The sequence below is a fragment of the Chryseobacterium sp. BIGb0232 genome, from assembly GCF_024810195.1.
Taxonomy (GTDB): Bacteria; Bacteroidota; Bacteroidia; order Flavobacteriales; family Weeksellaceae; genus Chryseobacterium; species Chryseobacterium pennae.
Map to the genome: position 1 here is coordinate 98,593 of NZ_JANUEH010000010.1, position 19,206 is coordinate 117,798.

Sequence of the window (19,206 nt, forward strand, 5' to 3'; positions counted from 1 at the left end):
TTTTATAAAATGAAAAGACTATTTCTACTATTCACTTTCTTGCTGGGCTTTGCTCAGATGAGGGCGGATGAGGGGATGTGGCTGCTAATGCTCATCAAAAGACTTAACGGTGTTGATATGCAAAAAGAAGGTCTGCATCTAACGCCTGAGGAAATTTATTCAGTTAACAATTCCAGCTTAAAGGACGCTATCGTAAGTTTCGGTGGTTTCTGTACTGGGGAGATTGTTTCTGATAAAGGACTTTTATTCACGAACCACCACTGCGGTTACGGAGCAGTAGCTGCTGCTTCTACTCCGGAAAAAGATTATTTGAAAAACGGTTTCTGGGCAATGAAACAGAAAGACGAGTTCAATGCAAAGGATCTTTATGTAAGATTTTTAGTGAGAATGGATGATGCCACTCAGAGAATCACATCCAAGCTAAACAACAATATGACCGGAGCAGAGAGAAAAGCTGTAATTGATGCTGAAACTAAAGCCATCCAAACAGAAAACTCTGAAAACGGAAAATATACTGTAGTTGTAAAAGATTTCTTCAACGGAAACGAATTCTACTTTTTCGTATACCAGGATTATAAAGACGTAAGATTAGTAGGTGCTCCACCTTCATCATTAGGAAAATTCGGTGGTGATACTGATAACTGGGAGTGGCCAAGACACACTGCAGACTTTACTGTTTTCAGAGTGTATGCTGATGCTGCAGGAAATCCTGCTGAATATTCTCCAAGCAACGTTCCTATGAAGCCTAAGCACTTCTTACCAGTTTCTCTTAAAGGAATTAAGCCAGGAGATTTCTCAATGATCTTAGGATATCCAGGTAGAACAAACCGTTATTTGACTTCTTACGGAATTCAGCAGATGGTAGGTAAAGACTACCCGGCTTGGGTTGAAGCTTCCAAAACTGCGATGGATGTTATGAAGAAGTACATGGATAAGGATAAAGCAACTCAGCTTAACTATGCTTCTCAGTATGCTTCTGTAGCTAACTACTGGAAAAACAGACAGGGAACGATTGATGCCGTAATGAAGAACGGAACCATCACTGATAAGAAAGCTATTGAGGACCAGTTTAAAACATGGGCAGCTCAACCAGGAAATACTATGTACGATGGTATTCTAGACGATATCAGTGTATATTACAAACAAACGTCTGACAGAAATGTTGAGAGAAACTATGCTTCTCAGTTCTCAAGAAATGCTAAATATGTTTCTCTTGCTTTACAGCTAGGCTCTGTTTTAAAAGCTTATGCTGCTCAGGATATGCAGGGAAGACTGGCTATGAAAGCTAAAACTGAAGCGGCTATTAAAGCAGCTTACGAAAATTTCAGTCCTTCATTAGAAGGAGATATGCTTGCTTCAATGACTAGTCTTTACCAGGCAAGAGTAAATAAGGATGTTGCTTCTGCTACGATCTTAGGATTAGATGCTAAAGCAATTTCTAACCTAGCTTATTCTTCTATTTTCGCAAACAAAACTTCTGCAACTAACTTCTTATTGAATCCAGATGCTTTAAAACTTGATGCTGATCCACTTTGGAAAGCTGCAAACGGCATTGTTGCAGATCAGAAAATGAACACTGAAAAATATGTTAAAGTAGATGATAACTTTGCAAAAAACAGCCGTCTGTTCTTAGCTGGTTTAGTGAAGGCTATGCCTGAGAAGAAATTCTATCCGGATGCTAACTCTACCATGAGATTAACTTACGGTACTGTAGATAAGCTTCCTATCAGAGAAGACAGAAACTATTTCGGGGTTACAGATAACTATTATACAGACATGTCTGGTCTTGTTGGAAAATACAAGAAAGGTGATGAAGAATTCGATCTTCCTCAAAGAGTTATCGATCTTTATAACCTTAAAGATTTCGGACAGTATGCTGATGCAAAAGGATATATGCCTGTAAACTTCCTTTCTAACAATGACATTACAGGAGGTAACTCTGGTTCTCCGGTAATTGACGGGGATGGAAACCTTATCGGTATTGCATTTGACGGAAACAGCGAAGCATTAAGCGGTGATATTGTATTTGAACAAGAATGGCAAAAAACAATCAACGTAGACGTTCGTTTCGTTCTTTGGACAATCGATAAATTTGCAGGTGCAAGAAGATTAGTTGATGAATTAAAGCTTGTAAGAGATGCAAACACTCCGGCTGATACAAAAACTAAAAACTCAGGTACTACAGCAATGCCTAAGAAAACAAAGAAAAAATAATCTTATCTGATATATTTTTAAAACCGTGAAAGTAATTTTCACGGTTTTTTTATTTTTGAATATTAAAATATTACCCATGAGTATTCAGCCTATATTATTCACAGCCATCATTAAGCAAAACGGAGAAATGAATGCTGCTTTTGTGGAGTTTCCCTTTTCAACAGAAGAGTTATTTAATAAAAAAGGGCAGGTAAAAATTAAAGCCATATTTGACGGTAAGGTTGAATATCGTGGAAGCCTGGTTAAAATGAAATCTGACTGCCATATTTTAGGACTGACACAAGAGGTAAGAAAACAGCTGGGGAAAACTTTTGGGGATGAGGTTACCGTCTCTCTCCTTGAAGATAAAGAAGAACGGACTGTTGAAATAGCCGATGATATTGCTCTTGTTTTTAAAGAAAACCCTGAAGCCAAAGCATTATTCGATACAATGAGCTATACTCACAAAAAAGAATATATCCGCTGGATTGATGATGCTAAAAAGCCAGAGACAAGAGAAAACAGAAAGATCAAAATGATTCAGATGATTTTGAACGGAAAAAGGGGAATCTAACCTCATTTCCTTAAGATATTACTCTTTTAATTCTGCTTTCAGATATTGTCCCCCTCCTCCATTGGTTACTGTCAGGAAGCCATCATAATGGGCAATCTTCACTCCAAGATCATTGATAACTTCTTTAAAATAGCCTGCCTTTTCCAAACTATGGGACTGCCATAGAAATCGTGCTGATTGCCCACTTTGATTTTGAAACACCAATGAACCTACTCTATTTTCAAACCCGGCAGATGTAAGATCTACCACCATACTCTCATTAGCGACAAAGTCTTTAGCCATTATTATATAATTATCCATTATTTTTCTTTTAATTATAATATTTGTTATTCTGGTGCAAAGATTCTTATCTACAGCGACAAAACTCGACGTATTATTTCCAATATAAAAGTCTCTCAAAACAATCTGATCCTGTATCATCAAAAAAATATAATCTTTTTCTGTCAGGATTTTAAAAAGGCCCCGACTATGATCATAACTATAAAAAATCACTGTTATGAAAAAGACCTTTTTAAAAATTACAGCATCTGTAGCAGGAATTATGACTGCATTTACACTTTCAGCCTGCAATGATTCAGACAATAACATGATGGACATCCCATCTCAAAGGACCATTACTTTTGAAAATGTTGTTACTCCTAAAGATTTTGTGGAAAGTGGAAGTTTTCAGGGAACTGGTACACCTCCAATTATTTTACCAGGACAGTCTGCATCTATTACATTCAGCGCGGGAAAAGCGCAGGCTCTTATGTTTGCTACTATGTACGGAGCCTCTAAAGATTGGTTCTTTGCTTCGAAACAACCAGGTATCAAACTGTTTACCGACAATGGAACAGCCATCACTGGAGATGTTTCTTCAAGTGTATTGCTATGGGATAACGGAACGAAAGATAACATGACCGGACAAGCGGAAAATAAACCTATCACTCAGGTTTCCAATGTGAATGCTTCACAACTGATGAAACTTAACCTCTCCTATAATGAGACAACGTCCGAATTTACTTTAACCATCACCAATACTTCAGGTGGAACGGCTAATGAAACACCTTTTTCTCCTGGAGTCTGGGCTGTTTCCAATTACAATGGAACTCAATTATTGAACTCTGTTCCGTTTTTCACTCCCAACTCTTTATCTAATCCTGAAATTACGGATATTGCTCAAATGGGAAATATTGATAAAATGAAAGCAAAGCTTAACGCAAATACAGGAATCATGACAGGCCTTTCTCCTGCTTTGGTGGTTATTTATCGTGGAGATAAAAACCCTATCTATGAATTGGGAAAAATGGATAATGGAATGGGACTAAAAGAAATTGCGCAAACCGGAAATGTAAGCAAACTGCAAAACAGTTTAAAATCTTTCCCTGGTATTAAAGGGATCTACGTTGCCGGGAATGCTCCTGTTCCTCCGGGAAATAAGATCATGACTAAATTCACAGCAGATCAGGGTGATAAAATTGCCTATGCTACCATGTTTGGTTTTTCCAATGACTGGTTCTATGCTAATGAGACAAGCATTGATGCCACTGTAAAGGGAAATCTTAGTTCAAAAACTACATTATTTGATTCCGGAACAGGTGTAGATCAATATCCAGGAGCAGGAAACCGCCAGGCTTTATTCGGGGGGACTCCAAAAAGTGAAAATATGGTAATTTCAAAGGTTGGAACCCAATATCCTATTCCCGCTGTACAAAATGTGATTAAAGTAACAGTGAATTAAATTCATACAATGAATTTAAAAATACCAGACAGTTTCTGTCTGGTATTTTATTTCCAAAGCTTAAAACTTACAAAACTGAGATTCCGAGATACTTTAAATAAGCATCTAATAGCTTTTTATCAAATACGGGTTCTTTAATCTCTGATCCTTCCAGGAATTGAATCACATTGGAACAATCCCACACATAGGTATTCTGATATAATTCAACAGTGGATAAACCTTCATGCATATTATCCCTGAAAAGACTAGTCAGCGGATACAGCCTGTTTTTACTGTCATCTTCCCATTGTTTTCGCCATTCTTTGTAAGGGAGATCTTTGAGTATAAACGGATAATGCTTTTTCATGAGTCCGAAGAAGCCTTCTAAGGTAAGATTCGTTTCCGGGCTGGCAATTAGATTGAATTTCTTGCCTATAGCTTCTTTATTTTTTGTAATATAAGCCATAGATCTGGTCATATAGTCAACAGTAATCAAACCTTCTCTCAATTCCGTCAATGCCGGATAAGACTGGAATTCCACACAGTTTTTTACTAATCCCGACCACCATTGATATGGTGCACTTGCCCCCGTTTCACTATGGCACATCGCATATCCTAATCGGTAGGTAATGAGCGGTAACCCTTCTTTAGCGGCCAGATCTGCAATAGCTTCCATCACCCATTTGCTTCTTACATAGCCAATATCTTTGCTTACTGACATCAGGTTCTGAGCAATATCATCAGATTCCAGCATCACAGTTTTACCGGTAAACAGATGTCCCCAGCTATACACTGATATTGTGGATAGCAGTGCCAAACATTTTATTCTTTCCGCCCCTGCGAGTTTTATAATTTCTCTCAGCCCTTCTACATTCGGTGCTTTCATATAAGAATATGGTTCTATGAAATTTACGGAACTTCCTGAATGATAAATCAGGTCTGTCTTTTCTGCCAGCATTGTATATGTTTCTTCAGAAAGACCCAATGATGGTTGTGAGAGATCACCAATCACAGGAATAATTCTTGATTGCTGCTCTTCTTTTTGAGGAATGGCAAATTGTTTATAACAACGATCAATTTTTTCTTTAGCCTGAAAATCATCCTGAGCTCTTACCAGACAATAGATATCAGCACTTGTTGTATCTAAAAGTTCCTGTACAAGGTGAATCCCTACAAATCCCGTAACTCCGGTTAAAAAAATAACTGATGGATTTTCCAGTTGTTTGGGGTCAAAATCGCCTTCAAATACTGTTCCTGGGGCAAGATAAACATCCTGCTGCAGCTCTACATAAGGCTCTACATCTTCTACCGGCACTGATTCCCTCGCTTCTTTAGACCTGACAATTAAAATTTCCGAAAGTTGCTGCAATACGGGATACTGATAAATATCTCGAAGGTATACTTTTGTATCAAGTCTTCTTTCCAGTGCTACTGCCACTACAGCGACCAACAATGAGTTTCCTCCGATGTCAAAGAAGTTATCTGTAATATTAATCACAGGACGTTCCAGCTCTGTAGACCATATATCCGATATTATTCTTTCTGTTTCATTAGTTGGTGGCTCAAAGGAAACCAGATCTTTCGCCTCCTTATCTGCCAGATCTTTTAAAGCATCGGAATCTGTCTTCCCATTGGCTGTAAGTGGAATTTTATCTATAAAAATAATCTGGGCAGGAATCATATATCCTGGTAATTCTTCTTTCAGTAAGTTTCTGACAGAGTTAACATCTTTCTCAGAACTTTGTTTTGCAACAATAAAAGCGATAAGGTATTTATTGCTTCCCGTTGTTTCTTTTGTGATCACAGTAGCTTCCTGTACATTCTCCTGCTGGCTCAGAGTCCTTTCTATCTCTCCCAGCTCTACCCGAAATCCACGGATTTTTATCTGATTATCTATTCTTCCTAAAAATTCAATATCTCCATCGGGAAGCCACTTGGCCAGATCTCCAGTACGGTATAGTTTTTCTTCTTTTCTAAATGGATTAGTCATAAACTTTTCAGTAGTGAGCTCTTCATTATTAAGATAGCCTTTAGCCAAAAGGTCTCCACCTATATATAACTCACCGATAGCTCCTACGGGTAACAGTTCCATCTTCTCTGTTAAAATATAAGCTTTGGCGTTTGCTATAGGCCTGCCTATTGAAGATACATACTTTCCACCAACATCTTTAACTTTTTTGAATGTTGCAAATACTGTACATTCGGTTGGTCCATAATAATCAATCAATTCATAACTTAACTCTGCAGTTAATACCGGCTTCAGTTTCTCTCCACCTGTAAAAAGATATTTCAGTTTCAAATCAGGAAAGTTTCCGGTATGTTCCACCACAGCAGGAGCCAGTACTGCCGGTACAAAGCCATGGGTAATATGATTTCTGTAATAATAATCTACCAAAGCAGAAGCTTCTGCTCTTTCTTCGTTCTCTGCCATAAAAAGTGTAGCCCCGGCAGTGAGTGCCGACCATGTTTCCCACACTGAGATATCAAATGCCAAACCTGCAACAATAGTGAGATGTGAGGTATGATCCACATGAAAGTGATGGTTGTGCCATGTTACCAAATGTTGAATGGCCTGATGGGTAATCATTACTCCTTTAGGTTTTCCAGTAGACCCAGAGGTATAAATTGTATATGCAAGAGCGTCCTGATGAATTTCAACTTCCAGCTGTTCTGAAGAAAAAGACTCCAGGTCCGCCACGCCATCAAGATGAAAGACTTCTCTATTATTATTTTCCGACAGCTGTAGGCCAAGATGAGAATTCGTAATTATAATCTCAGAATTGGTATCTGAAATTATATATTCTACCCTTTTTACGGGATATGCCGGATCTATCGGAACATAAGCTGCACCCGTTTTTACAACTCCAAGAACCGCTATTAGCCACTCAATAGAACGGTCAAGCCATATAGGAACGAACATCTTTTCTTTAATTCCTTCAGCTAATAATTTATTAGCCAGACGGTTACTTCCCTCGTCCAGTTCTTTATAAGTAATAGACTGCTCCTGAAATATTGCAGCAATATGATCAGGACGAAGCTCCACCTGCTTTCTGAAAAGGGATACCAGAGTTTCTTCCTGTTTGTAATCCCACCCTGTTTTATTAAAGTCATTTAAAAGTTTTTCTCTGTCTCCGGAAGACAACAAGACGGAGGTTCCCAATGAATGGGTTTCTAAAGTTGGTGTTGAGTTTGACATTGTAATGATGTAATTTGGTTAAAAGTTTAGTTTTTATCACTTCTCCATTAAGCCTCATTTTACAGCTAATAATCTGACAGTAAACTTATTTCCCTATCCAATAAGCCTAGAGAAGAACAGAGTATACAGTATAAGCACAACTGAAGAATTCAATGTGTATTTTATATAAAAAGCCTGTAAATGGTAGATGTAGAGAAGTTCAGGTGATCTGTTCAGTGAACAGAACTATAAATAAAGACGCTCTTTACTTATTACTCTCAAAAAAGAATAGAAAGAATATTTTATTCTTTCATGTTTGGTTTTAATAGAAATTCGTTTTTCTTTTTAATAATTTTAATGTCATAATATGATATTTTTAATAATTTAATAATCAAATTTAACATAATAAAACGAATAAATTGTTACATAATTACAACATAATCCCACATAAGAGATTTAACTTGCGCAAAAAACAACCTGAATGACAATAGAATAGATTAAAAAAAAATAACAACCACTAAGAATTCATCTTAAAAAGAAATAATGCACAGCAAGTATTATTTTATAAAATAAGCAATACACTCCGTAAATAAAATACATAACAACATCTCCATACAGACGTCTGAATATTACAAACGTCCTAGCTTTTTCAATGTAAAATAGGAATAAAGGTGAGTTGGAAAGAATGCTAAAAATAAAATCCCCCACAAGGAATAACCTTTATCAGAAAACAAACTCATTACCAGCAAAAAATAAATAATAACTGGAACAACAAAATAGTACACTTTTCTATTGTCCTTATCCATCCAATAAAGTAATGATCCAAAAAAAAGGATTGAAAAGTAAAATATATAAAACATCATAATAAGGGTACCTCCACCCTGCCCCAGATAGACTCCTTTATACTCATAATGCTGTAAAATAATCATGATCATAATCCCAAAAAAATAATTTAACAGATAAACACCCCAAATATTTCGGTTTGTAACCTGCAAAACGATCAGTATTATTGTGATAATAAATAGTATAACCATGGTTTTAGTTCAAAAAAACAATGACATTTTGATTGCGACGTCGAAAATACTGATAAATGAGGTAATTTTAAAGATTGTTTTTCAATTTACATGATTCCTAAGCATTCCAGAATTCCCGGTCTAAACTTCTATACTGAATGGCTTCGGAAATATGGTGGGAAAGAATTTTTTCAGATTCCTCAAGATCAGCAATAGTACGGGCAACTTTCAGAATTCTGTCGTAGGCTCTTGCTGAAAGGTTCAGTTTTTCCATTGCCAGCTTTATAAGATTAAAAGATGTCTCGTCCAGATCACAGAATGCTTCAATTTCTTTTGGTCCAATCTGGGCATTACTACTGATATTAAGATTTTTATACCGCTCGTTCTGGATCTCTCTTGCGATCAGGACCCGCTCCCGGATGTCTTTACTGTTTTCTCCTTTTCTTTTTTCTGAAAGCTGCTCAAATTCTACTTTCTGAACCTCAATATGAATATCAATCCTGTCTAAAAGCGGCCCGGAAAGTTTATTCATATACCGTTGCATTTCATATACCGACGAAGTATTGTTAGGATCATCCGGAAAAAAGCCGCTCGGGCTTGGGTTCATCGAAGCAACCAGCATAAAACTTGCAGGATAATTGACAGTGAATCTGGCTCGGGAAATTGTCACTTCCCTATCTTCCAAAGGCTGCCTCATAACTTCCAGTACTGTTCGTTTAAACTCCGGCATTTCATACAGAAACAAAACTCCGTTGTGGGCCAGTGAAATTTCTCCCGGCTGAGGATAGCTTCCGCCACCTACAAGTGCCACATCTGAAATCGTATGATGTGGTGAACGAAATGGCCTTACTGTCATTAATGAAGCTTCTGTTCCTATTTTTCCTGCGACGGAATGTATTTTTGTAGTTTCCAGCGCCTCTTTCAATGTTAAAGGAGGTAAAATACTTGGAACTCTTTTTGCCAGCATTGTTTTTCCACTTCCCGGAGGACCGATCAAAATGATATTATGCCCGCCGGCAGCTGCTACTTCCATTGCTCTTTTAGCAGATTCCTGGCCTTTCACTTCAGAGAAATCAAACGGAAAATTATTGATTCTTTCATGGAACTCTTTTTTGGTATCCAATATGACCCTCTCAATAGGTTTTCCTTCATTAAAAAAGTCGATGACTTCCTTTATATTTTCTACTCCATATACTTCAAGATTACTGACTATGGCTGCTTCTCTGGCATTCTGAATGGGAAGAATAATTCCTTTAAATCCTTCCTCTCTGGCTTGAATTGCTATGGGCAAAACACCTTTAATAGGCTGCAGACTTCCGTCTAACGAAAGCTCACCCATAATGATATAGTTCTGAACTTCGTCGGCCAGAATCTGATCTGATGCCGCTAGAATTCCAACAGCAATACTCAGATCATAAGCAGATCCTTCTTTTCTAAGGTCTGCAGGAGCCATATTAATGGTAATTTTCTTACCGGGAATTTTATAGCCAACATTTTTTAAAGCTGCAGAAATTCTATAACTGCTTTCTTTGATCGCATTATCGGGAAGCCCTACCAAATGGTACCCCACTCCGCCGGTATCTACATTTACTTCAATGATTATCGTCTGGGCAGCAACGCCATGAATGGCACTGCCATAAATTTTGATCAGCATGGTGTGTTTTTGAAGTAAATATAATTAATATACCGTTTTGAAAATCTGTAAGTTATGCTAATAATTTTCTATAGAAAAAAGAATTCTTAAAATGATTTTAAGAAAAGTAAAGATTTAAACATCAATTAGTTTTTAGTGATCACAATTCGCCACAAAGACCGGTTTCCCCAATGTTTTAACAGCAACCTGCGGTTGAGTAGTTCCTGTAACCTTATCAAACTTCATTAATACAGCATTATCATGGTAATCTTTGCTTTTATAATTCACCTGTTTTTCCGGTACACTAAGGCTTACATATACATTCTTGATTTTGTTGTATTTATAGTTATTCAAATCTATTTTTTCGTTCATATCATCATTGGTGTTATATGCATTGTTCACCAATTTATAATCTGCATCAAAAGCCATATCGAATGATTGATTCATGAATTCCAGCTCTTTTTCATTGGAAAACACTTCTTTTACAGTAGATTTTTTAATCACCTCACCTGATTCGCTATTCAGTTCCGACAATCCTTTTTTTGTGATTTTTAAAATAAAATCATGGTGATACAAACTATCCTGCATATGCTGAACAATAAAATCATTATAATCACCAGTCGGAAAATTATAGATCAGTTTTGGGATATCAACCTCTAATCCATTTTCATATTTCTTTTCTTCTAACAGGGTAATGACTGGCCATTTTTCTTTGAAAACATGAACATTAGGATAGTCCAGACAGTTGGCTTCATCATTAAAAAGAGGCTGCATTTTATTTGGAAACTCGCCTACAACAATATTGCTGTTTCCAATACCATCTCCTGCAAAATTAACGCGCATTCCAGTTTTAATATCTGGATTTTTACGGGCATATACAAAGAATTTAGCTTCAGGATTTTTAGGTTTCAGATAAAGAAGATCTTTTTCAATGCTCCATGTTCCTTTTATCAGCGTTGCATAAGCAATGATCAGAAACGTCTTATTTTTATTGATAACGAAAACAGATCCGTTTGTTTTATACACTCCATCGATATTTTCAGTGTTTTTTTGAGCCTGTATCAGTATCATACAGAATATCATTAAAGGCAGGAGTATTTTGTTAAATTTCATTTTAATCATTAAATAATTTGATAAATATCGTAAAAAGTTAGAAAGAATCCGAATTTTAGTCTACACAATAAGCTTTTGATATCATCTGAAAAATATTCTTTCAAAGTCCGGCTACACTTAGATTTTGTAGCTCATTCATTGAATTTTTAATAATTGCCATTGTACTTTATGATTTAATTGGTTGATTAATTATTTCCAAAAGTACAGGCACACAGCGCCAAAACATGGCGTATTATAAATTTATTGAACTTTATTTTTCTCCCTGCCACTAAAGATCAATTTTTCCAGTTTTAGTTTAAATTTCTCAAAATAAGAGAACCGTCTTTTGTAAATCTACATTTCCTGCCTCTATCAAAAACAGAGCTTGAAAAAACCACCACTAAAATGAAAATTTACTTGAAATAACCTACAAAAATCATTGAAAATTAAATTCTTAACCCTATTATTTCATCATAAAATGAAAATATCAGATTATAAAATAATAGACTTAGTTCTAATTCTGGTCTAAATCAGTGCTTTTATATAATGGATAATTAAGTCTATACTCCGATTTCTATAGATTTTGTTATATGATTTAATCGATTCACCATAGAAAATATTTCCATTTCTACACCCATTTAATTAATATAACTTATTAAATATAACCATTTTACAATAAAATCTAAATCAATAATAAGCTTAATTGAAACAAAAAAATGTTCTCAGTGTTTCATGTGAAACATAAGAGATTTATTCTACCCCTTTTATATAGCTATTTTCAAGATCAATAATAGTCAGGCAGAATTAATCTGTAATATAAAGTTGAATTCGGATAATAAGCAAAATAGGTTCAGGGAGGGTTTCTATATCAGCAAAATAAAATCGGCACAAATTCATGTACCGATTTAACCACTATTAAAAACTAACGAAAAGATTATTTAATCCTTTATTTCTTTATAAATTTATTTCTATAGACTTCTCCTTTGCCATTTTTAGAAACAATGATATAACTTCCGGCTGCCAGATGGCTTACATCAATGGCTTGTCTGTACTGGTGATCATTTTTCTTAAGCACCAGTTTTCCGGACATATCTATAATGGTAACTTCCTTATACTCTTCTGATTCTTTTCCGATATACAGGAACTGTGCAGTAGGGTTTGGATATATACTTAATTTATTTTCTTTGACTTTTACTTCTCCTGTCCCCAGATTTCCACAGAACTCCCAGTTTCCGTATTCAAGTTTTACGAAGGTAAAAGGGTCCAGCATCTGGCACTGATTGGGGCAATATTCTGTACAGGCGTAGAATCCATATTCTCCCGGCTCAGAAGTGGTATAGGTATCTCCTGTCACATTTGGAATCACACAAGGGTCTCCTGTAAAAGGCGCAACAGTGGTCGGAATACATTTAAACCATGTATGAGGGCCATAGACTACAGGAAATATGTCATCAAATTTCACAGGAGCACCTTCACATACATGAGCGACTCCACCATCTACAATTTCATAAGTTCCCGGAACAAACGTGGACATCATTGCCGGAAGTCCATACACATATCCGTCTGCCATTACTGCTGTACTTTCTGCCGTACAGGCTCCCTGTGTCACTTGTACCTTAAAATAATAAAGCTGGTCGCCACCATTGATCGTTAACTGTTGTGAGGTAGCTCCCGGAATAGCTTCCCATGGATTGTTATTGGGTGTCTGCCAGGTCCATTCCTGTTTGTACCATTGGTAAGATGAGTATGTTTGTGTAGTGGAAAGTATTTCATCTTCACTTTCACAGAACAATATCTTATCCGCAAATATAGCCCCTAATCTCGGGCTGGTGATGGTAGGTTCGCACTGTGCTTTCATATTCAGAAAACCGAATAATAAAAATGTTAAAAAAGTCAGTTTTGTTTTCATATATATTGACATTTAAGGTTGATTTCTGTTTTAAAAGTCATCAGCATTAATCAATCAACAATCTGATCCCGAATTTCAAATTAAAATGCAGGGGTTTTTCCTTATAAATGGTGTTGGGAGACCTCTCATCCCTGAAATGATATCCGATCCCGGGTTCTGCGTAGATTCCCAATCGGTTAACCAGCTTTACCTGAACTCCTGCTGCAGTATTTACTGAAAGCGACAGTGGCTTATGATCTATATCCTCTCTGAAAGTTTCCTTTACCTTATCGTGTACTACATAACTGGTGGTAACGTTTCCTGATATAGGCTTCTCCACCATAGCTCCTCCTGTGATATATCCTGTAAATCTTCCTTTCTGAAATACATTGTAATTGACCTGAACAGGAATTCCGATATAGTGAACGGTCTGCTCTCCTTTAATATAATTGTCATTACTACCTGAATGGAGCTCAGAAGACAGTTTGGTATAATTCAATCCTGTTCCTATTCCCCATTTTTTTCCCAAACTATAATACACAGACATTCCGAAGGTTACCGGAATCTTATGCCTGATCCTCGCTTCTACCGGTTTACTTTGATTAGCCAGTAATATTTGGGTCATAGGATCATCTACATATTCGGAGGCGCTCCAAACTTCTTCAATATTCATCGGCGCTCCATCCATGGAGGCATACCCATGAAACTGCTGTTCTGAAGAATTGGAGGATGCGTTTCCTGTAAGCATACTCAGCATCCATTTCTTTTCAGACCGGGATTTTATGACTTTAGTTGTGGTATTATCTGCATATTTTTCAGGCAATCCCTGCTCTACCCTATCAATCTCTTTTTCGACACCTTCATCTTTTACTTTATTATCAGCTAAAGGCATTTCCGTCATTTTATTCTCTTCCTTAGAAACTATTGGCTTCATCACCTCAGGTATTTTTATGATGTCCTGAGTATTTTCATAATATCCTTCTTCTTTTTTTCTAGATTCTTTAGATGTAATCTTTTGAACAGAAGCATGTCTTGTATTAACATTATTCTGAGTTAAAGCCTTCTCCGTCTTTGATTTTTCTCCAACCTCTATATTCTCCTGATTCCCTACATTATTCAAAGACAGACCAGCCCTTGTTTTTTTGTTCGAATCTGATGGATTCTGCGAGATTTTCTTCTGATTCTCCTCCGGCAGCATTTTCATCATCATAAAGATCAGAACTGCTGCTGCTGCAATACCTCCGATACGATACAACCATGAGCTCTTTATATCCGGTTTCGTTTTAGCTATCTTTTCTCCTTTATTTTCAGCATCTGTTGCAGGAATAAAGCCTGGCACCAATTTATTCTCCTCTTCTCCCAAGAACAGTTCATCTCTGATGTCATCCCACAATCCTTCCGGAACCTCTTCTTCATGGTTCTCCATTCTGCTTCGCAGGGTATTGAGCCACTCGTTATTCATATTGTGCTTTTTTTGACATTTTAAATTCCTTTATTTTCTGAACCAGCAACCCTTTTGCACGGTGAAACTGTGATGCAGAAGAATTTTCGGCGATTCCCAGCAGGGATGCAATTTCTTTATGGCTTTTCTGTTCAAACACATAAAGGTTGAAAACGGTTCTGTATCCGTCAGGAAGAGATCTGATCAATCCCATAATATCATCTTTCGGAATTTCTTCAAAATCCGGTTCATCATCATCAGGAAGATCGGGAAGATCTTCCACCTCAACAGAAGATTTAAAATCTCCGTTTTGTCTGATATGCTTAAGTGACTCATTCACTGTAATCCTGGTGATCCATGCCCTGAGAGAACCTTCTCCTCTATATTCGAATGACTCTATTGAATGGAACATCTTGATAAAGCTGTTCTGAAGTACATCATGCACATCTTCCTTTTCAGAAATATACCGTGAGCATACATAGGTCAGATTACCTGAATAAGCTCCAAAAAGCTCTTTCCAGGCGGCTTCCTCCTTCTGCAGAAGGCGGCCTATCAAAATCTGTTCTTTACTTTCTCCCATGTACTGCTCCAGTATACGATATTGATTTAAATTTCAAAGCAAAAATAGATTGCATTGTATAAATACAATCTATTTATAGTAATAACCATTAATTAATATTTTACACAGAATGGAAAATTATAATTAATCGCTTCATAAGGGGCAAGTACTGTACCGTCTACGGTAATTTTCTCTGCATTCAAAACAAATCGCATAGAGCCATCCATCCCTACATAAAATCCTTTCTGCTTAGCCGTCAATACCACTTCCGTTTTTTTCGTTGTTCCATCTACTGGTATTCTGATTTCCATCGGTTTTGGAACCAAAGACAATTCTATCACATTACTGGCTGCATTTACCGAAGACGTATATTGTATATCATATTTCACCTTTCCCAGTGCCTTGATGGCCATCTCTGCTTTTACCGGGTCTTTTACTACTGTTTTCACAATTTCATCTACTGGAAATTCTGCAAACATGACCGTATCTTTTTTTACTTTAAAATTCTTTATTTTTTCTGTTTTGCTCTCTCCCTGTACAGTAATGAGTCTCCCTTTGTAGTTTCCTATCACATCCTCCTGTTTTACCGGACGAATTTCCGGACCATCAACGGTGCATGAATACAAAGTGAAACCTGTCAATACAATTAAGATAGCTGTTAAAAATTGAGATACTTTAAATTTTTTCATTGCATTATTTTTTTCATTAAACATTAATTATTTTGAGTACTCATTGATATAAATCTCCTTTTCCGGAAATCTTGCATGCTTTTTTCAAAAAAAACAAACATTTTTCATAACTAACTGATTTAGTGATTTAAAAAATCAATTCAAATAAATGTTTTTTCTATAAAAAAATGATGATTGTTCGGAAATTCATATTTTTAAGTCGTTCAAATAACAATCATTTTAACCTAAAATTTGTATCTTTAATATCATCAGATCTTTCTTCTAAGATGTTTAGTTTATGGAAAGTATTAAACAGATTTCTCTACAGAATTTAACCGATAATTTCAAAGACCTTACTCTTCAGGAAGGGTATATACATGTCCCGGATTTCAGAATTTCAGAAAGTCTTACTGAGCCCTACCGTTCCAATTATTATTGTATAGGATTTTTAAAAGAGGGAGAACTTGTGATTCACAGCAACCTCATCCGTCATGAGGTAAAAGCCCCTGCAATAGTGTTTGCGGACCCGGTTTCCATCAAAAACTGGGAAACGCAGGAACTTCCCTACAAAGCGGAAAGTATTCTGATTTCTGAAGACTTCTTACAGGAAAAGATCATCGAAAATAATATTCTTAAGGGATTTTCGGATCTGTCTGGAAACGGAACTTTTATTGTTCAACTCAGGAAAAAAGAGGCTGGGCATATCAAATCTATATTCAAAATGATAAGCTCCTATACGCCACCCAGATCTGTTTTCCATAAAGAGACTGTACATGGTGCTGTGTATTCTCTGGTTAATATTACGGCTAGCATCCATACTGAACAGGGAGATATCACTCCATTTACAAACAGCCTTAGTATGCAATTCAGAAAAGCAGTAACCGAGTATGCGACCCAGCAAAGAGAATTGCAGTTCTATGCAGATCTCCTGAATATTCATCCTAAATATCTCAGCCAGATTATCCGTAAAGAAACCGGACGTACCCCAGGGAAATGGATACAACACCAAATTATACTGGAAGCCAAAATCCTGCTTCAAAAGGAAGAAATGAGTATAGGAACCATTGCCGAACATTTAAATTTTCCTGACCCAAGTACATTTGGAAAATATTTTAAAAAATATTCAGAAACGAATCCCACTGAATACCGTAATTACATTCAGGAAATCCAACAGTATGTTTAAAATAATAATTTAAAGCAAGTCTAATATTACTATCTGACCAAAGTATATTACTTGCAGCCCTTTTCCATATATGATGTATCAATTAATTTAGTGTTTTACAATTTGTCAAATCAATAACCCTAAAGATAAAATTAACAATAGGATATGACTACCTAATAATTGTAAACCCTAAATTTATATACAATGAAACATTTTAGAAAAGAAGATACTGTTATGCTACTTATTGACCACCAAACAGGAACTCTGCAATGGTGTGCCAACAGACCGAAAGAAATGATCATCAGCAGAACTATAGCACTGGCAAGAATTGCAAAAGCACTGAATATTCCCGTAGTCTTAACGAGCAGCCAGGAAGATCGTACCCAAGGAATGCTTATTCCGGAGCTCAAAGAGATTTTACCTGATGAATATGCTCAAAGGGTAAAGCGTGAAGGAATAACCAATGCATGGAAGGATGAAAACTTCAAAAAAGCAGTCCTGGAAGCAGCCGGAGACCGAAAAAATGTAATTATGGCTGGTCTTACCCATGATGTATGCATTGTATACCCTTCCCGATCTATGATAGAAGAAGGTTTTGATGTACAGGTCGTGATAGATGCAGGAGGCTCTCCTACTCAGATTGCAGATGATGTGGCTCAACAGACATGGGAAAAAGCTGGTGTACGTACCACTACTATCAACCAACTTGTAGCTGATATGATTGACAGCTGGGCAACGGAAGATGGAGAAAAGACAGTACAGATCGTATTTGAAGAAGTAATCTCCAAAATCGGACAGTTTGTGTAATTTCCTTATTAAAAATAAAGAACATGTTGAAAAAAATAGATAATTCTAAAAAAATGGGCAATGCTCATATCTCAATTCTATATCCCGGATTAGACCTTACAGACAATGACACAGGATATTACAGCATCGGACGTATTGATCAGGCTCATATTCATGGAGGTGCGGTTATCAAAATGCACCCCCATATCAACGATGATATTCTTTCCTACTTCAGAACAGGTAAAGTAAAGCATACAGACTCGGAAGGTTTTACTGAATTCATCACACCTAACCGTTTGATGCTGATGAAGGCCGGCCAGCTTTTCTACCACGAAGAGGCTATATTGGACGAGCAGGAAGGGCTTCAGATATTTATCCGTCCGGGAGAAAAAGATGCTAAGCCGGAAGTTATTTTTCAGGAGCTGGATAAGGTTCACAGCATGAATCAATGGAGGCTGATTGCTTCACCCGACGCTTCCAAAACCAAGCTTCAGCTAAGCAGCAATACCTGGATATATGATATGCAGATTACTCCAGGACAGGATTTTTCACTTCCTGAAACATTCGGAGAAGACTTTGGGGCTCTTTTGTATGCTTTTCAGGGAAGCCTGAAAGTGAATGATACCATTAGTCTAAGCAAAGGTGAAAGTGTATTTGTGAAAGGAGAATCTATCAGTTTTAATACTCAAGATAAAGCAGAGCTTGTCCTCTTTGTTACAGATACCCACTCTCCTTATTATGATGGCGGTATGTACAGTGGTAATCAAATCAATAAAATATCTCACTAAAAGATTATCTTATGAAAAGTAATATCAGTATTGTCAGTCATGATCAGGGAGAAATTCTTGGTGTGGCAGGTGGAAATTACCGGATCGTAATTTCAGGGGAAACAACCAATAATGCCTATGCCGTTATAGAAATGCTGGTTCCTCCGGGTGGCGGACCTCCACCTCATGCCCATCCTGCCACTCAGGAAATGTTTTACCTTATGGAGGGCGAACTGGAGTTTAAAACAGAAGCTGGAAAAACAACTTTGAAGGAAGGCGGTTTCGTGAATATCCCACTGAATGGCTCTGTTCATTGTTTTAAAAATGTTTCGGATAGCTATGCCCGTATGTTATGTACCGTGGTTCCGGCAGGGCTTGAACAGGTATTCAGAGAGATAGGAACTCCGGCAAAACCGGGAGAGTTTTTACCTGTCCCTGAAATGACTCCGGAAAGGATCGCGCTATTAAAAGAAATCGAAAGAAAATTCGGGCAGACTACTTATCCTCACAATTATTTAGACTAACTTCGGTTTTACCTTCAATCAATAAAAAATGC

Annotated in this window: 15 protein-coding genes; 7 read left to right on the plus strand and 8 right to left on the minus strand. The window is 36.8% G+C overall.

The window, feature by feature from the left end; translation table 11 throughout:
* Positions 1-9 precede the first annotated feature (9 nt).
* Both M2372_RS19400 and M2372_RS19405 read left to right on the plus strand, forming a co-directional pair.
* Positions 10-2,214, plus strand: a complete 2,205-nt coding sequence (locus tag M2372_RS19400; RefSeq protein ID WP_123320616.1) for a S46 family peptidase — start codon at positions 10-12, stop codon at positions 2,212-2,214.
* A 76-nt stretch (positions 2,215-2,290) separates the two neighbouring features.
* Positions 2,291-2,767 (plus strand): YdeI/OmpD-associated family protein, encoded by a 477-nt coding sequence (locus tag M2372_RS19405; protein WP_123320349.1) that lies wholly within the window; start codon positions 2,291-2,293, stop codon positions 2,765-2,767.
* Positions 2,768-2,785: 18 nt separating this feature from the next.
* On the opposite strand, the gene M2372_RS19410 is transcribed toward M2372_RS19405, so the two are convergent.
* On the minus strand, positions 2,786-3,067 hold the full coding sequence (locus tag M2372_RS19410; RefSeq protein WP_148060793.1) for a hypothetical protein: 282 nt from the start codon (positions 3,065-3,067) through the stop codon (positions 2,786-2,788).
* Positions 3,068-3,263: 196 nt separating this feature from the next.
* Between M2372_RS19410 and M2372_RS19415 the strand changes: the two genes are divergently transcribed.
* The gene (locus tag M2372_RS19415; protein ID WP_123320347.1) at positions 3,264-4,487 is read left to right on the plus strand and encodes a spondin domain-containing protein; all 1,224 of its coding nucleotides are present in this window, start codon (positions 3,264-3,266) and stop codon (positions 4,485-4,487) included.
* 67 nt (positions 4,488-4,554) lie between these two features.
* On the opposite strand, the gene M2372_RS19420 is transcribed toward M2372_RS19415, so the two are convergent.
* The 7 genes from M2372_RS19420 to M2372_RS19450 form a co-directional block, all read right to left on the minus strand.
* Positions 4,555-7,662, minus strand: a complete 3,108-nt coding sequence (locus M2372_RS19420; RefSeq protein ID WP_123320346.1) for an amino acid adenylation domain-containing protein — start codon at positions 7,660-7,662, stop codon at positions 4,555-4,557.
* A gap of 1,110 nt (positions 7,663-8,772) precedes the next feature.
* Entirely contained in the window at positions 8,773-10,308 is a 1,536-nt protein-coding gene (locus tag M2372_RS19425) for a YifB family Mg chelatase-like AAA ATPase (RefSeq protein ID WP_123320344.1), read from the minus strand.
* A 132-nt stretch (positions 10,309-10,440) separates the two neighbouring features.
* Positions 10,441-11,358 (minus strand): hypothetical protein, encoded by a 918-nt coding sequence (locus M2372_RS19430; protein ID WP_148060792.1) that lies wholly within the window; start codon positions 11,356-11,358, stop codon positions 10,441-10,443.
* Positions 11,359-12,325: 967 nt separating this feature from the next.
* Positions 12,326-13,288 carry a T9SS type A sorting domain-containing protein gene (locus M2372_RS19435; RefSeq protein ID WP_123320342.1) on the minus strand — a complete coding sequence of 321 codons (963 nt, stop codon included), beginning with the start codon at positions 13,286-13,288 and terminating at the stop codon, positions 12,326-12,328.
* 46 nt (positions 13,289-13,334) lie between these two features.
* Positions 13,335-14,729, minus strand: coding sequence for an outer membrane beta-barrel protein (locus M2372_RS19440; RefSeq protein WP_123320341.1), 1,395 nt, complete (start codon positions 14,727-14,729; stop codon positions 13,335-13,337).
* Positions 14,722-15,288: an RNA polymerase sigma factor gene (locus M2372_RS19445; RefSeq protein ID WP_115968439.1), complete on the minus strand. Its 567-nt coding sequence runs from the start codon at positions 15,286-15,288 to the stop codon at positions 14,722-14,724. Before M2372_RS19445 ends, M2372_RS19440 begins: the two co-directional genes overlap by 8 nt.
* A gap of 92 nt (positions 15,289-15,380) precedes the next feature.
* Complete coding sequence (locus tag M2372_RS19450; RefSeq protein WP_115968670.1) at positions 15,381-15,956, minus strand: DUF4840 domain-containing protein; 576 nt, start codon at positions 15,954-15,956, stop codon at positions 15,381-15,383.
* A gap of 277 nt (positions 15,957-16,233) precedes the next feature.
* On the opposite strand from M2372_RS19450, the gene M2372_RS19455 reads away from it, so the two are divergent.
* From M2372_RS19455 to M2372_RS19470, 4 genes are all read left to right on the plus strand, one after another.
* Positions 16,234-17,118: an AraC family transcriptional regulator gene (locus tag M2372_RS19455; RefSeq protein WP_123320340.1), complete on the plus strand. Its 885-nt coding sequence runs from the start codon at positions 16,234-16,236 to the stop codon at positions 17,116-17,118.
* Between the two features lie 183 nt (positions 17,119-17,301).
* Positions 17,302-17,904 (plus strand): isochorismatase family protein, encoded by a 603-nt coding sequence (locus tag M2372_RS19460; protein ID WP_123320339.1) that lies wholly within the window; start codon positions 17,302-17,304, stop codon positions 17,902-17,904.
* A gap of 23 nt (positions 17,905-17,927) precedes the next feature.
* A complete protein-coding gene (locus M2372_RS19465; RefSeq protein ID WP_123320338.1) occupies positions 17,928-18,671 on the plus strand; it encodes a pirin family protein in 744 nt (247 codons plus the stop codon).
* Positions 18,672-18,682: 11 nt separating this feature from the next.
* The gene (locus M2372_RS19470) at positions 18,683-19,174 is read left to right on the plus strand and encodes a cupin domain-containing protein (protein ID WP_123320337.1); all 492 of its coding nucleotides are present in this window, start codon (positions 18,683-18,685) and stop codon (positions 19,172-19,174) included.
* Positions 19,175-19,206 lie beyond the last annotated feature (32 nt).

Excerpts from the sequence above, each read along its gene's own strand:
- M2372_RS19465 (WP_123320338.1), top strand. The coding sequence starts at position 17,928 with ATGTTGAAAAAAATAGATAATTCTAAAAAAATGGGCAATGCTCATATC.
- M2372_RS19445 (WP_115968439.1), bottom strand. The coding sequence starts at position 15,288 with ATGGGAGAAAGTAAAGAACAGATTTTGATAGGCCGCCTTCTGCAGAAG.
- M2372_RS19420 (WP_123320346.1), bottom strand. The coding sequence starts at position 7,662 with ATGTCAAACTCAACACCAACTTTAGAAACCCATTCATTGGGAACCTCC.
- M2372_RS19410 (WP_148060793.1), bottom strand. The coding sequence starts at position 3,067 with ATGGATAATTATATAATAATGGCTAAAGACTTTGTCGCTAATGAGAGT.
- M2372_RS19455 (WP_123320340.1), top strand. The coding sequence starts at position 16,234 with ATGGAAAGTATTAAACAGATTTCTCTACAGAATTTAACCGATAATTTC.
- M2372_RS19460 (WP_123320339.1), top strand. The coding sequence starts at position 17,302 with ATGAAACATTTTAGAAAAGAAGATACTGTTATGCTACTTATTGACCAC.
- M2372_RS19430 (WP_148060792.1), bottom strand. The coding sequence starts at position 11,358 with ATGATACTGATACAGGCTCAAAAAAACACTGAAAATATCGATGGAGTG.
- M2372_RS19470 (WP_123320337.1), top strand. The coding sequence starts at position 18,683 with ATGAAAAGTAATATCAGTATTGTCAGTCATGATCAGGGAGAAATTCTT.
- M2372_RS19425 (WP_123320344.1), bottom strand. The coding sequence starts at position 10,308 with ATGCTGATCAAAATTTATGGCAGTGCCATTCATGGCGTTGCTGCCCAG.
- M2372_RS19405 (WP_123320349.1), top strand. The coding sequence starts at position 2,291 with ATGAGTATTCAGCCTATATTATTCACAGCCATCATTAAGCAAAACGGA.
- M2372_RS19415 (WP_123320347.1), top strand. The coding sequence starts at position 3,264 with ATGAAAAAGACCTTTTTAAAAATTACAGCATCTGTAGCAGGAATTATG.
- M2372_RS19435 (WP_123320342.1), bottom strand. The coding sequence starts at position 13,288 with ATGAAAACAAAACTGACTTTTTTAACATTTTTATTATTCGGTTTTCTG.
- M2372_RS19440 (WP_123320341.1), bottom strand. The coding sequence starts at position 14,729 with ATGAATAACGAGTGGCTCAATACCCTGCGAAGCAGAATGGAGAACCAT.
- M2372_RS19400 (WP_123320616.1), top strand. The coding sequence starts at position 10 with ATGAAAAGACTATTTCTACTATTCACTTTCTTGCTGGGCTTTGCTCAG.
- M2372_RS19450 (WP_115968670.1), bottom strand. The coding sequence starts at position 15,956 with ATGAAAAAATTTAAAGTATCTCAATTTTTAACAGCTATCTTAATTGTA.